Here is a 14,021-nt window from a genome sequence, read left to right on the forward strand (position 1 = left end):
GCGAGGCAGCCGTGGCCACGAGAGTGCGACGCTCCACCCTGACCCTCCCCGCCGCCCCCCTCGGACCCGACAACCCCCTCCCCGCCCTGCGCGGCGGCCACGACCTGCACCGTGTCGAGATCCCCCAGGACGCCGGCCTGCCCGCCGACATGGCCCGGCAGATCGGGTATGCGCCGCTGCGGTCGATCCTGCCGACCGGGATGCGCGACGGCTACGGGCGCGCCCGCCGCACGACGGACCTCGACGCGCTGGTCATCGAGAACGACCGGCTGCGCGCCACCGTCCTGCCCGGTCTCGGCGGCCGGGTGTACTCCCTGCACCACAAGCCCACCGACCGTGAACTGCTCTACCGCAACCCGGTGTTGCAGCCCGCGGCCTTCGCGCTCAACGGCGCCTGGTTCTCCGGCGGCATCGAATGGAACATCGGTGCCACCGGCCACACCACCCTCTCCTGCGCCCCGCTGCACGCCGCCCGTGTCCCGGCGCCGGACGGCGGGGAGATGCTGCGGCTGTGGGAGTGGGAGCGGCTGCGCGATCTGCCCTTCCAGGTGGACCTGTGGCTGCCCGACGGCTCCGACTTCCTCCACGTGGGCGTCCGGATCCGCAATCCGCACCATCACACCGTGCCGGTCTACTGGTGGTCCAACACCGCCGTGCCCGAGGACGAGCACACCCGTGTCCTGGCCCCCGCCGAGGAGGCCTGGCACTTCGGCTACGAACGGACCCTGCGCCGCGTCCCGGTACCGCACTCCGACGGCGCCGACCGGACCTATCCGCTGCGCAGCGAGTTCCCCGCCGACTACTTCTACGCGGTGCCCGACGGCGCCCGCCGCTGGATCGCCTCCCTCGACGTGGACGGCCGCGGCCTGGTGCAGACCTCCACCGACACCCTGCGCGGCCGCAAGCTCTTCCTGTGGGGGGCGGGGCGGGCCGGGCGGCGCTGGCAGCAGTGGCTCACCGAGCCCGGCACCGGCGGCTATGCCGAGATCCAGGCAGGCCTGGCCCGTACGCAGTTGGAGCACGTCCCGCTGGAAGCCGGCGGCGAGTTCAGCTGGCTGGAGGCGTACGGGCCGCTGGAGACCGACCCCGCGGCGGTGCACGGCGCGGACTGGGGAGCGGCCCGGGAAGAGGCCGCGGCCCGGCTGGCGGCCGCGCTGCCGCGCGCGGACGTCGATGCCGCCTACGCCGCCTGGCTGCCGTACGCCGACCACGAACCGAAGGAGTCGCTGGCCGCCGGCTCCGGATGGGGCGCGCTGGAGGCCGCCCGCGCGGGACTGGACCTGCCCGGTACGCCGTTCGACGCGGCCACGCTGGGCGCGGAGCAGGAGCCCTGGCTGACGCTGCTCGGAACCGGGGACCTGCCGGCTGCCCGCCCCGTCCCCGGACCGGCGCTGGTCGCGCCGGCCTGGCGCGATCTGCTGGAGTCCGCGCGGCCGGGCCCGGCCACCGACTACCACCTGGGGCTCGCCCAGTGGCATGCCGGCGACCGGGCCCAGGCGGTCCGCAGCTGGGAGCGTGCGCTCGGGCAGGACGGCGGCTGTCTGCCGCTGTACTGCCTGGCCGTTGCCGAATCGGTGGCCGGGGAGAGGGGACGCGCCGCCGACCGCTATGCGCAGGCCTGCGCCGAAGCGGCACGGGCGGCAGCGGACCCGGACCCGGCGGCCCGGGACTGGCGGGCGGTGCTGGCCGCGCTCGCCCGGGAGGCGGTGCCCGCGCTGCTCGCGGCCGGCCGTACCGACGAGGCGGCGCAGCTGCTGGCGGGCCTGCGGCAGAGCGATCAGGACGACGGCTGCTTCCGGTTGCTGACCGCACAGGTGCTGCTCGCCCAGGGGCAGCCGGCCGCGGCCCGCGAGGTCTTCGACGCAGGCTTCGAGGTCGCCGGTCTGCGGGAGGGCGACGAGGTGATCGGCGATACCTGGTACGCCATCGCCGAGCGGCTGGTCGCGGGCGGCGGGCCGGTCACCGAACAGGTCCGTGCCGAGGCCCGGTCGGGGCATCCGCTCCCGGAGCGGTACGACTACCGGATGCGTCCGGTGTAGCAGGCGGGCCCGCGGGCGGCACCCGCCGTCATCCCAGCGGCTCGGCCGCCCGCCGTCACCTCAGCGGCTTGTCGAGCACCGCCTTGGTGTGGCTGAAGGTGTCGAGGGAGTACTCGCCGTGGTAGCGCCCCGTGCCGCTCTCGCCGACACCGCCGAACGGCAGGCCGGGCGCGGTGAGATGGGCGACCGGCAGCCCGAAGGTGAGCGCGCCCGAGGAGGTCTCGGTCAGCAGCCGGTGCTTGGTGGCGTCGGACGTGGTGAACGCGTAGAGCGCCAGCGGCTTGTCGCGCCCGTTGATGAAGGCGATCGCCGCATCCAGGTCGGGCACCGGCACGATCGGCAGGACCGGGCCGAAGATCTCCTCCTGCATCACCGGTGCGTCGGGGGTGACGTCGGCGAGGACGGTGGGGGCGAGATAGCGGGTGGCGCGGTCGTGGGCGCCGCCGATGACCGTGCGGCCGCTGTCGAGGAGGGCGGTCAGCCGGTCGAAGTGCCGCTCGTTGACGATCCGTCCGTACTCGCTCGCGCCGGCCGGATCGGCTCCGTAGGTCTCGCGCACGGCCTCGGCGAGATGCGGCTCGATGGCGTGCGCGGTGTCGCCGATGGCCAGGACGTAGTCGGGCGCCACACAGGTCTGCCCGGCGTTGAGGAACTTGCCGGTCACGATCCGCCGGGCGGCCGCGGCCAGATCCGTACCCGGGTCGAGGACGACGGGGCTCTTGCCGCCCAGCTCCAGGGTGACCGGCGTCAGATGCCGCGCGGCGGCCGTCATCACGATCCGGCCGACGGTGCCGTTGCCGGTGTAGAAGATGTGGTCGAAGCGCTGGGCCAGCAGGGCGGTGGTCTCCGGGACGGCGCCCTCGACGACGGCCACCGCATCGGCGTCCAGATGGCGCGGCAGCAGCCGGGCCATGGCGGCCGAGGTCGCGGGGGCGAGTTCGCTGGGCTTGACGACGGCGCAGTTGCCCGCGGCCAGCGCGCCGACGAGCGGGGCGAGCGCCAGTTGCAGCGGGTAGTTCCAGGGGGCGATCACCAGGACGACGCCGAGCGGTTCGCGGACGACCTGCGCGGTGGCCGGGAGCAGCCGGTCGGGCAGCTCGGCGGGCCGGGGTGCCAGCCAGTCGTCGAGACGGGCGAGGGTGTGGTCGATCTCGTGGAGGGTGAAGCCGATCTCGGTGCGATAGGCCTCCTCGGGGCCCTTGCCGAGGTCGGTGGCGAGCGCGGTGAGCAGCTCGTCGCCGTGGTCGGTGAGCAGGCTGCGCAGCGCGGTGAGCTGGCCGCGCCGCCAGTCGGGGGCGGCGGTACGGCGGGTGGCGAAGGTGCGGCGGAGCCGGCCGACGACAGTGGCGGCGTCCAGGTCGGAGGCGGGGGTGTGCGATGCCATGGCAGCGACGCTACACGAAACGAAAACATTTCGTTTCGTAATGCTGCCGGTAGACTCCGACTGTGGCCGAACGCACCGAGAGCAACCAGCCCGCATCCGCCGAACGGCAGCCCGTCCGCGGCCGCCCGCGGGACGCCGGACGCGACCGGGCACTCCTGGAGGCCACCGTGGCGGTCCTCCAGGACAGCGGCTACGGCGGGCTCACCACCGCGGCCGTCGCCAAGCGCGCCGGGGTCTCCACCGCGACCCTCTACCGCCGCTGGCGCTCCAAGGAGGATCTGGTCGTGGGCACCGCCGTCCGCTGGGCGAGCGACCTCGGCCCCCAGCCGGACACCGGCAGCCTCGAAGGCGACCTCGCCGTCCTGCTCCGGGACAAGGCCGACACCATGGAGGGCCCCGGCGGCCGGCTGCTGCACGTCCTCATCGGCGAGGCCGCGCACAACGAGGCGCTGGCCCGCGTCCTGGACACCGCGATCATCCAGCCGGTCCGCGACCGGGCGGCAGCCGTGGTGCGCCGCGCGGTCGCCCGCGGCGACATCCCGCCGCTCCAGGACGCGCATGTGCTGGCCGACCTGGTCGTCGGCTCGATGGTCAGCCGCATTTTCCTGACGCCGGACGCGGCACACTCCGGCAGCACGGGCGGCCCCTCGTCCGGTGAGGCGGCGATCCGCGAACTCCTCCCGTTCCTGCTGCGCGCACTGGGGGCACTGCCCGGCTGAGCGTCCGTCATCGCCGCTCGGCCCGGCCGCCGTGCGCCTCGTACGCCATTGCGGTGACCGTGCGCGCGACCGTGGAATGAACCCGGGCCGTCACACGTTGTAGCGGATCATGAAGGCAATCATCGCAAACAGCTACGGCGGCCCCGAGGTCCTCGCATACACCGACCGTCCCGACCCCAAGGTGGGCCCGGACTCGTTCCTGATCCGGGTCAAGGCGGCCGGGGTCAACCCCGTGGACTGGAAGATCGTCGCGGGCTATCTGGACCCGATGATGGACGCGCACTTCCCGTTCGTTCCCGGGTGGGACGTGGCGGGCGTGGTCGAGGCGGTGGGCGCGGACGCCACCGAGTACGAGGTCGGCGACGAGGTCATCGGCTATGTCCGCAAGGACGAGGTGCAGCACGGCACCTACGCCGAACTGGTCGCCGCGCCGGTCAGGACCCTGGCGCGCAAGCCCGCCTCGCTCAGCTGGCAGCAGGCCGCCGGGCTCCCGCTCGCCGGGCTGACCGCCTATCAGGCGCTCGCGCGGGTCGGCACGAAGGCCGGCGAGACGGTCCTGGTGCACGCCGCCGCGGGTGGTGTCGGCTCGCTCGCCGTCCAGATCGCGGTGGCGCAGGGGGCCCGCGTCATCGGTACGGCCAGCGAGCGCAACCACGAATTCCTGCGGTCCCTCGGCGCGGAGCCGGTCACCTACGGCGACGGTCTGGCCGACCGGGTGCGGGCACTGGCGCCCGAAGGCATCGACGCGGCCGTGGACTTCGTCGGCGGTGGCGTCGTGGACGTCTCGCAGGAGCTGCTCAAGGACCGCGGCCGGGTGGCGTCCATCGCCGACGGCGAGGTCAAGAGCAAGGGCGGCCACATGGTGTGGGTGCGCCCGGACACCGACGATCTGACCGCGCTCGGCGCCCTCGCGGACGCCGGGAAGCTGACCGTGCCGGTCGAGGTGATCCTCCCGCTGCGCGAGGCCGCCGAGGCGTTCCGGCGGAGCATGGCCGGGCGGGCCCGCGGCAAGATCGTCCTTGAAGTGTCCTGACGGCGCGGTCCGCACTCACCGGAAGCAGGACGGGAAGGTCTAAGCCTCCCCGTCCTGCTTCCGGTCGACGTACTCGAAGACCGAACCGTCCGGGTGGCGGGCCACCAGATTGCGGCCGATCGGCGTCGGCAGGGGGCCGGCGATGATGTCCGCGCCGACCGCCGTCAGATCGGCCACCGCGTCGTCCACATCCTTGACGGCGATGGTCGCCGTGATCTTCCGCAGCACCGACAACTCCGCCTCGGGGCCGCTCATCAGGAAGAAGGGCCCGACGGCCGCGACCGAGACCCCGCCGCGCTGGAAACGGATCGCCTCCGCGCCCGTCAGCCGTTCGTAGACGCCGATCGCGGCACTGAGATCACCGACGCACACCCGCAATGAGGTCCCCAGAATGTCCATATGGACAAGCCTAGTTGGACGCCCTGCCGGTTCGCGATCAGTTGGCCATGATCGGTCCGCCCTCCGCCGCGCGGCGTGACAGCGCGATGTCCCGGCTGCTGTCCCGGGCCCTCGTACGCCTGCGGGACAGGCGGCGCCCGGCCCGGAGGAGCGCTGTCGGCCCGGGGCCCCGTACTCCGGGATGTGCTAAACAGGGCGTAATCAAAGGGGTACTTTGCAGCAGCTCAAGCTCGGCATCATGTCGCAGACCCGTAAAGAGAACGAGCACCGTCTGCCGATCCACCCAGCGCACTTCGGACGTATCGACGCCGATCTCCAGCCCAGCATCTATCTACAGACCGGTTACGGAGAGCACTTCGGCGTCCCGGACAGTCAGCTCGCGCCGCTGGTCGCCGGTTTCCTCCCACGCGAGGAGCTGATCGCGGAGTGTGACGTCATCCTGCTGGCCAAACCGCTGCACGAGGATCTGGCGGAGCTGCGGGACGGGCAGGTGCTGTGGGGGTGGCCGCACTGCGTGCAGGACGAGAAGGTCACGCAGGCCGCCATCGACCGCAGGCTCACCGTGATCGCCTTCGAGGCGATGAACCACTGGACCCCGGAGGGGTCGTTCAACCTGCACGTCTTCCACAAGAACAACGAGCTGGCCGGCTACTCGTCGGTGCTGCACGCCATGCAGCTGACCGGTGCGACCGGTGACTACGGGCGCCGGCGGCGAGCGGTGGTGATCGGCTTCGGCGCCACCGCCCGGGGAGCGGTCACCGCGCTCAGCGCGCTGGGCGTTCACGACGTGGACGTGCTGACTGCCCGCGGCGTCACCGCCGTCAGCTCACCGATCCACTCGGCGCGGATCGTGCACTTCGACCACGACGTGGCCGACGGCACCCTCGACCCGCGGCGCAGCATCGTGCTCACCGAGGACGGCCCGGAGCCGCTGGCCGAGTTCCTCGCCCGGCACGACATCATCGTCAACTGCGTGCTCCAGGACACCGCGGCGCCGCTGATGTTCCTGATAAAGGAGGACCTGCCGAAGCTCGCGCCCGGCACCCTTGTCATCGATGTCTCCTGCGACGAGGGCATGGGCTTCGCCTGGGCCCGGCCGACCACCTTCAACGCCCCGATGTTCACCGTCGGCGACCACGTCCACTACTACGGCGTGGACCACAGCCCCTCCTACCTGTGGGACGCGGCCACCTGGGAGAACAGCGAGGCGCTGATCCCGTTCCTGCGGCCGGTCCTCGAAGGGCCGGCCGGCTGGGACGGTGACGGCACGATCCGCCGGGCGATCGAGATCCGCGGCGGTACCGTCCAGAACCCCGCGGTCCTGGCCTTCCAGCGCCGCGCCGAGCAGTACCCGCACGCGCTGCTCTGAGCCGCCGCCCGGTCGACGGCGTACCCGCACCGGGTGCGCCGTCGACCGGGCGCTGCTGCGCCGGGCATCGGGCGGTCGCCCCTGCGCCCCGGACGTCACACGCGGCAGAGGATCTCGCCGTGCAGGATGCCGAACCAGCCGTCCTCCTCGGCGCCCCACGTCCGCCAGGCCTGTGCGATCCGGTCCAGCTCCGCCGCCGTGGCGTGTCCGCCGTCCACCGCGTTTTGTGCGTAGGAGGAGCTGACCGTGCGGTCCGCCCACAGCTCGCTCCACCAGGAGCGCTCCTGCGGGGTGCGGTAGCACCAGGTGCCGGCGGTGGCGGTGATCGCGTCGGGGGCGAAACCGGCCTGCCGGGCCCAGGCGTGCAGCCGGCGTCCGGCGTCCGGCTCACCTCCGTTGGCGCGGGCCACCCGCAGATACAGCCGCAGCCAGTCGGCCATTCCGTCGACCTCCGGGTACCAGGTCATGGCCGAATAGTCCGAATCGCGGACGGCGACGATCCCGCCGGGCTTGGTGACCCGGCGCATCTCGCGCAGCGCCTGGACGGGGTCGCCCACGTGCTGGAGCACCTGGTGGGCGTGCACCACACAGAAGGTGTCATCGGGGTAGTCCAGGGCGTGGACGTCGCCGACCGCGAAGTGGACGTTCGTCAGGCCCCGTTCGTCGGCCGTGGCGCGCGCCTGCCGGAGCACGTCCGGCGCCTGCTCCAGGCCGGTGACCTGCCCGTCCGGTACCAGCGCGGCCAGGTCGGCGGTGATGGTGCCGGGGCCGCAGCCGACGTCCAGGACCTGCATGTGCGGCCGCAGGGAATCCAGGAGATATCCGGCCGAGTTGGCGGCGGTGCGCCAGGTGTGGGAGCGCAGTACGGACTCATGGTGGCCGTGGGTGTAGACGGCGGATTCCTGCGGCATGGTCGACTCCTTCGCATGCTCCGGAGCGGTGACCCGGGACGCGCGGCGCCCGGGTCACCGCACGGGCGGCCGCGCGGAACCAGGCCCGGCCGCCCTGCGGCGTGGTGATCACACCGTACGTCGGAATCTCGCATGATGAGAGGGGGGTCTCATCATTCGGGCAGCAGACGGTAGACCGTCAGCGCCTCCTTGTGCTTGTCCAGCGTCAACTCGGCCGGGGCGGGGGTCACTTCACCGTCGAACGCCAGCGTCGTACCCTCCGGGAGCCCGCTGATCCGCAGCCGGGAAAGGCGCGCCTCGCCGAGCACCGGAGAGCTGCGCGGGGTGCCCGTCAGGGCCGCCGCGAGCAGCCGGGTGCGGGCCAGCCTGCCGCCGTGCACCACCCGCACATCGAGCACCCCGTCGGCCAGGTCGTGCCGGCGCACCGGCGCGAACCCCAGCCCCCGGTACTGGCAGTTGCCGACGAACAGCAGCCACACGGCGCGCCGCTCGCCATTGATCTTCAAGGTCAGCGGCTCGGCGGTGCGCAGCACCTCCCACGCCGCGAGCACCCCGGCCGGCCAGGCGCCGATCTTCCCCGCCCACCGCTCGCGGATCCGCACCAGCTCCGGATACGCCCCGATCGAGAAGGTGTTGAGGAAGTGCCGCGCCTCCGGATGCGGCTCGGCCCGGAAGCGTGCCACGTCCACCGCCACGGCCTCACCGGTCTCCACGGCGCGTGCCGCCTCCGCGTAGGTCTCGATCCCCAGGTCGTACGCGAAGTGGTTCAGGGTGCCGCCGGGCAGTACCGCGAGCGGCAGCCCGTGCCGCAGTGCGACCTCCGCCGCGGCATTGACGGTGCCGTCGCCGCCGAGCACGCCCAGGGCCCCGCCCAGCGTCCTGGCCCGCTCGGCGGCGTCTTCGAGGACCTTGTCCAGCGGCTCGCCGTCCTGCTCGCCGCACACCACCACCTCGGCCTGCGGCAGCACCCCGTGCACCTCCTCGGCCCGGTCCGGGCGGGGGCCGCCCGTGCGCTGCCCAGAGGCCTGGTTCGCCACCACGACCAGACCCCGGCCGCCCGGCAGCGCGGGCGCGTCGGCGCGCGGTCTGGCGGGCGGCGCCAGCTGGGCGCGGGTCGGTGCGAAACCCCGGACCGCGAACGCCGCGCCGGCCCCCAGCGCGGCACCAGCCAGCACATCACCCGGATAGTGCACCCCCGTATAGACGCGGGAGAACGCCACCGAAGCGGCCACCGGCGCCAGCGCCAGACCCCACCACTTGTTCTCGAAGGCCACACCGGTCGCGAAGGCCACCGCCGAGGCCGCATGCCCGGACGGGAAAGAGGAGGTGATGGGCTGACGATGCAGCTGCCGTATGACCGGGACCGTGTCCAGCAGCGGCCGCTCGCGCCGCACCGAGCGCTTGCCGAGCGTGTTCACCGTCGCCGACGCCACGGCCAGCGAAGCCACCCCGCGCAGCGCGGCCCGGCGCATCGGCCGGCCGCCCAGCGCCGCCGCGCCGGCCGCGAGACCGAACCACAGCAGCCCGTGGTTGGCGCTACGGGTCAGCCGGGGCAGCACCCGCTGCGCGCCCGGCCATTCGCGCGAGGCGATGAGGTGGAAGGTCCGCCGGTCGAGATGGGTCAATAGCGATCGCATGCGCCACCTTGTACCCCACACGGCCCGGAACAGGCAGGAAGGCGCCGCGACGGGCCCCAGGGGTGTCTCCCCGACCTCCGTGGGCCTTCAAGGCCCGGCTGCCGTGCCCCGGCTGCCGTGCCCCGGCCGTCCCTGCCCCGGCCGTCCGTGCTTCGCTTCCGGGATGATCAGGAGACGGCGCGACACCGACCTCGACGCCTGTGTGGCGGTCCTGGCGGAGGTACACACCCACAGCGGCTATCCGCACCACTGGCCGGACGATCCGGCGGGCTGGCTGACCCCCGACGGGCTGACCGCCGCCTGGGTCGCCGAGGCGGACGGCTCGGTCGTCGGCCATGTGGCGCTGTGCGGACGCGAGGTCGGCCGGCTGTGCGTCGCACCCACCGCACGCGGCGCGGGCCTCGGCGGACGTCTGCTGCGCGCCGTCGAGACGGAGGCGGCGGCCCGCGGACTGCGTCCCGTACTGGAGGTGAAGGACACCGACACCGCGGCCCTCGCCCTCTACGAGCGGCTGGGCTGGACCCGCCGCGCCACCGCGCGGCAGGAGTGGGGCGCCGGCGAGGTGGTGACGGTGCACCGCTACGAGGCCCCCGCGGCCCGCCCGGCGCATTGAACGCCCGTACCCCTCCCCGCTGACGTGTCGCCCCCGTTGCCACCCCGCCATCTGCCAAGGTGGACGGGGCCGCCCCTCATGTGACGGGCCCACGATCGACCCGCCGTCGCGGAGTGGAGGTACGGATGCAGCGGACCGCCCCGGATCCGCAGCGGGAGCCGGAGCCGGATCCGCCGGTGGGCCTGCCGGTCCTCCCGGAACTTGCCGCGCACCTCTCCGCGGCCGCCGACCGCACCGAAGCCGAGCCGCCCGGCGGCTCCGTACCGCTGCGCACCGCCGCCTGCGGCTACTGGAGACGCCGCGGCCTGGCCACCACCCCCGACCGGGTCCTCGCCGCCCCCGGGGCACCGGCCCTGCTCCTCGCGCTGTACGCCGCGGCCGACGGGGCGGTGGTGCTGCCGCGGCCCTGCTCCGAGTGGTACGCACCGCCCGCCCGGCTGCTCGGGCGGCCGGTGCATCTCGCGCCCGTACCGGCGGAATCGGGCGGGGTGCCCGACCCGTTCGCACTGCTGGAGACCGTCCGCCGGGCCCGGATGCACGGTGACGGTCCGCGCGTCCTCGTGCTGTCCGTCGCCGACGATCCGACCGGCACCTGCCCCGCGCCCGAACAGCTGCACGAGGTCTGTGAGGCGGCGGCGCAGGAAGGGCTGTGGATCATCAGCGACGAGACGCGCCGCGATCTGCTGCACGATCCGCACGACACCGTGCTGCTCAGCCCCGCCGAGATGCTGCCCGGCGAGGTCGTGGTGCTCACCGACCTGCGGGCCACGCTGGTGCCCGCCTCCTGGCCGGCCGCCCTGGCCCGCTTTCCCGCCACCGACCGGGGAGCCTTCCTGCGGACCGCCGCGCTCGACGCGCTCACCGCGGTCTCCGCGCCGCTTCCCGGCCCGGTCGGCTGCGCCGTCACCCATGCGCTCGGCGAACCCGACGAGGTGCGCGCCAGGACGGCCACCGCCGCCCGGGTGTACGGCACGCTCGCCGCGGCGCTCCACCACACCGTCACCGAGGTCGGCGCCGTCTGCCGCCCACCGCACTCCGGCAGCCACCTCTACGCCGACTTCGAACCGCTGCGCCGGCCGCTGGCGGCCCGCGGGATCGTGGAATCCCACGCGCTGGAACGGAAGTTGGCGCCCTGGAGGGCACGGGGCGGACACCGCTTCGGCGACGCGCCGGGCGCCCTGCGGGTACGCCTCGGCGCCGAGGCGCTGCTGGGCGCCGACCGCGAGCTGCGACAGCGCGTCCTGGCCGCGCCGGATCCGCTGGAACTCCCGCACATCACCGAGGCGTTGACCGCGCTGTCGCGCGCGCTGGCCGGGCTCACGACGTCCGCGGGCGGCTGAACACCCCGCCGGACCCGCCCGCACCCGCCGCTTCGCCCCCGCCCGCACCCGTCCCGGTTGTGTCCACCGTAAGGAGCCCCTCGATGACCGAACAGACCGAGCGCTCCCTCGCCGAGCAGCCCCCCGACACCGGGCGACTGCCGAACGCCGCGCCCGGCGATGGCGCCGCACCGGCCGGGGGAGCGGGCCGCGGCGACGGCCCGGCCACCGCGCAGGCCACCACCACCGCGGGCGCGCCGGCCCGCCCGCACACCGCTCCGCCCCCGCTCGCCGAGCCCCGCCCCCTGGGGGAAACCCGCACCTGGCCGCGGGACTTCACCCACCGGCTGACCGCTCCGCTGCCCGGGGTCCGCGCCCTGGCCCGGATCGCCCGTGAGGGCAAGCTGCGCCCGGCCCCCGAGAAGCTCCCGGAGATCCAGCAACTCCCCTTCGAACCCGGCCCGATGCCGGTCGCCGGCACCACCACCCTCGCCCTCACCTGGGCCGGACACGCCAGTTGGGTCATCCGCATCGGCGGGCTGACCGTACTGACCGACCCGGTCTGGTCCCGCAAGATCCTCGGCACCCCCGCACGGGTCACCCCCGTAGGGGTCCGCTGGGAGGACCTGCCTCCGGTCGACGCCGTCGTCATCAGCCACAACCACTACGACCACCTCGACGCACCCACCCTCAAACGGCTGCCGCGCCACACCCCGCTGCTGCTCCCCGCCGGGCTGGCGCCCTGGGCCCGTAGGCGCGGCTTCACCCAGGTCACTGACCTCGACTGGTGGGAGGCGGTCGAACTGCCCGCCCCGGGCGGCCCCGTACGCTTCGACTTCGTCCCCGCCCACCACTGGAGCAAGCGGACCCTGACCGACACCTGCCGCTCCCTGTGGGGCGGCTGGCTGCTCACCGCGCCCGACGGCCGGCGGATCCACTTCGCGGGGGACACCGGCTACGGCCACTGGTTCGAGGAGATCGGCCGCCGCTACCCCGGCATCGACCTGGCCCTGCTGCCCATCGGCGCCTACGACCCGCGCTGGATGCTGCGACCGGTGCACACCGACCCGGAGGAGGCGGTCAAGGCCTGCCAGGACCTCGGTGCCCGCGCCCTGGCCCCGATGCACTGGTCCACCTTCCTGCTCTCCGGCGAGCCGCCCCTGGAACCCCTGCACCGGGTCCGCACCGCCTGGGCCGCCACCGGCCGCCCCCGCGAGGACCTCTGGGATCTGCCCGTCGGTGCTTCCCGGGTGCTGGCCGAACACTGAACCCGGCGGAGGACTTCGTCCCTGACCCGTGACCCGCTTCTTCCCGCAAAGGATGCTCCGCCCCGGAACCCGGGCCCCGGGCCTCGGCCCCCGGGTTCGTCATCGGTAGCGGTGGTCCGGATTCAGCGTGCGCCGTCCTGGACCGACCAGCGGTAAAGGGTGTTCGACTCCGTGGTCACCCAGGTTCCGTCGCCGGGGAGCCACACGGAGTCGACGTCATGCATCGGGTAGTCGATCCGGCCGTGGAGTTCGCCGGTCGTCGGGTCGGCCAGCCAGTGGCTGTGCTCCTCCCAGATGTCCTCGCCGAACATGAACACCCGGGCCTCGTCGTAGGAGTTGTACAAGGCCACCAGGGCGGTGTCCGCGTCGACATAGCCACCCCGGCAGGAGATCCACGGCCGGTCATGGACCGAGCAGTCTCCCGTGCCCGCTGCGGGGAAGTCACTCAACCGCAGCACCGCCGTCACTTCGGAGGACGGAAGCCGGTGCCAGCGCACATCCCGGCCGCCCTCGTCGACACTCATCTCCACGGTGCCCGACGGGTTCGTGGACAGCACGACCCGGCCGGGCGGCTCCGGCTGTCCGGCAAGCGCCGCCATCCGCTTCCCGAGGACGATATGGCCGCAGACCAGGGACGCCTGATAGTGCACCGGTTGCGCTCCACCGCGGGATACGTGAACACCGGTCAGATAGCCCTCGGAACCCCAGGTCAGTTCCACATGCCGCTCGTATCCACCACACGGGAGGACAGTGCGGGCCAGCACATTTCCCGCGGTGTCCAGCACGACGAACAGGCTCTTGCCGGCGGTGTCCGACGGCAGTCGCAGCAGGATCTGGGTTTCCCGGTACGGTCCCGCCATGGCGAAGCCGACGTGATTCCACCGGCTGGTGGACCCGGCGCCGAACGGCTGGTGCCACATCCGGCTGCCGTCCCGGTGGACGGCTGTGTACGAGGACTCGCCCTGGAAAACCACGACAGACAGGTCCGGTGCAACCCAGTCCTTGACAGAGCTCTCGTGCGGAGCGGGCCGGGGGAACTCGGCGAGCAATTCCAGGTCCTCGCCCAGCTCGTACACCCGCAACGAGTCCGGATACTTGAGCAGCATCCGCGGCAGCGGCCCGCTCGGGTCGAACCGCCCTCCTTCCTCCAAGGCATGCCGAACCCCCGGGATCCGGTACTTCGCCACCAAGCGAGGAGTGATCGCCACAGCATCCCTCTCGTTGTCCGCCTCCAGGGGGTTTTCCCTGGTCGCTATGGCGCGGACGCCCTGGAGTGCGCCGACGGTTCTCCCGGTCGAGTTCCTGCGGGCGTACGTGTGCGGTCGAAGCC

12 protein-coding genes are annotated in these 14,021 nt (G+C 73.4%); 7 read left to right on the forward strand and 5 right to left on the reverse strand.

Annotated features, from left to right (window positions below):
* The first annotated feature begins 11 nt into the window (after positions 1-11).
* Entirely contained in the window at positions 12-2,039 is a 2,028-nt protein-coding gene (locus tag K7C20_RS30240) for a DUF5107 domain-containing protein (RefSeq protein ID WP_222892685.1), read from the forward strand.
* Between the two features lie 55 nt (positions 2,040-2,094).
* On the opposite strand, the gene K7C20_RS30245 is transcribed toward K7C20_RS30240, so the two are convergent.
* The gene (locus K7C20_RS30245) at positions 2,095-3,423 is read right to left on the reverse strand and encodes an aldehyde dehydrogenase family protein (protein WP_053209580.1); all 1,329 of its coding nucleotides are present in this window, start codon (positions 3,421-3,423) and stop codon (positions 2,095-2,097) included.
* Between the two features lie 62 nt (positions 3,424-3,485).
* Here K7C20_RS30245 and K7C20_RS30250 point away from each other — a divergent pair, with 62 nt between their 5' ends.
* On the forward strand, positions 3,486-4,142 hold the full coding sequence (locus tag K7C20_RS30250) for a TetR/AcrR family transcriptional regulator (protein WP_030087199.1): 657 nt from the start codon (positions 3,486-3,488) through the stop codon (positions 4,140-4,142).
* Between the two features lie 109 nt (positions 4,143-4,251).
* On the forward strand, positions 4,252-5,175 hold the full coding sequence (locus K7C20_RS30255; protein ID WP_030087200.1) for an NADP-dependent oxidoreductase: 924 nt from the start codon (positions 4,252-4,254) through the stop codon (positions 5,173-5,175).
* 39 nt (positions 5,176-5,214) lie between these two features.
* On the opposite strand, the gene K7C20_RS30260 is transcribed toward K7C20_RS30255, so the two are convergent.
* Positions 5,215-5,574: a VOC family protein gene (locus K7C20_RS30260; RefSeq protein ID WP_030087202.1), complete on the reverse strand. Its 360-nt coding sequence runs from the start codon at positions 5,572-5,574 to the stop codon at positions 5,215-5,217.
* Between the two features lie 214 nt (positions 5,575-5,788).
* On the opposite strand from K7C20_RS30260, the gene K7C20_RS30265 reads away from it, so the two are divergent.
* Positions 5,789-6,943: a N(5)-(carboxyethyl)ornithine synthase gene (locus tag K7C20_RS30265; protein WP_030087204.1), complete on the forward strand. Its 1,155-nt coding sequence runs from the start codon at positions 5,789-5,791 to the stop codon at positions 6,941-6,943.
* 95 nt (positions 6,944-7,038) lie between these two features.
* On the opposite strand, the gene K7C20_RS30270 is transcribed toward K7C20_RS30265, so the two are convergent.
* Both K7C20_RS30270 and K7C20_RS30275 read right to left on the reverse strand, forming a co-directional pair.
* A complete protein-coding gene (locus K7C20_RS30270; protein WP_030087206.1) occupies positions 7,039-7,854 on the reverse strand; it encodes a class I SAM-dependent methyltransferase in 816 nt (271 codons plus the stop codon).
* 152 nt (positions 7,855-8,006) lie between these two features.
* Positions 8,007-9,491, reverse strand: a complete 1,485-nt coding sequence (locus tag K7C20_RS30275) for a bifunctional phosphatase PAP2/diacylglycerol kinase family protein (RefSeq protein WP_030087208.1) — start codon at positions 9,489-9,491, stop codon at positions 8,007-8,009.
* 163 nt (positions 9,492-9,654) lie between these two features.
* Here K7C20_RS30275 and K7C20_RS30280 point away from each other — a divergent pair, with 163 nt between their 5' ends.
* The 3 genes from K7C20_RS30280 (at position 9,655) to K7C20_RS30290 (ending at position 12,691) form a co-directional block, all read left to right on the forward strand.
* On the forward strand, positions 9,655-10,104 hold the full coding sequence (locus tag K7C20_RS30280) for a GNAT family N-acetyltransferase (RefSeq protein ID WP_053209579.1): 450 nt from the start codon (positions 9,655-9,657) through the stop codon (positions 10,102-10,104).
* A 125-nt stretch (positions 10,105-10,229) separates the two neighbouring features.
* On the forward strand, positions 10,230-11,444 hold the full coding sequence (locus K7C20_RS30285) for an aminotransferase class I/II-fold pyridoxal phosphate-dependent enzyme (RefSeq protein WP_053209578.1): 1,215 nt from the start codon (positions 10,230-10,232) through the stop codon (positions 11,442-11,444).
* An 83-nt stretch (positions 11,445-11,527) separates the two neighbouring features.
* Positions 11,528-12,691, forward strand: a complete 1,164-nt coding sequence (locus K7C20_RS30290; protein WP_053209577.1) for an MBL fold metallo-hydrolase — start codon at positions 11,528-11,530, stop codon at positions 12,689-12,691.
* 122 nt (positions 12,692-12,813) lie between these two features.
* Here K7C20_RS30290 and K7C20_RS30295 read toward each other — a convergent pair whose 3' ends face one another.
* A complete protein-coding gene (locus K7C20_RS30295) occupies positions 12,814-13,899 on the reverse strand; it encodes a hypothetical protein (protein WP_150127280.1) in 1,086 nt (361 codons plus the stop codon).
* Between the last annotated feature and the right edge of the window lie 122 nt (positions 13,900-14,021).

It is taken from the genome of Streptomyces decoyicus (genome assembly GCF_019880305.1).
GTDB lineage: Bacteria > Actinomycetota > Actinomycetes > Streptomycetales > Streptomycetaceae > Streptomyces > Streptomyces decoyicus.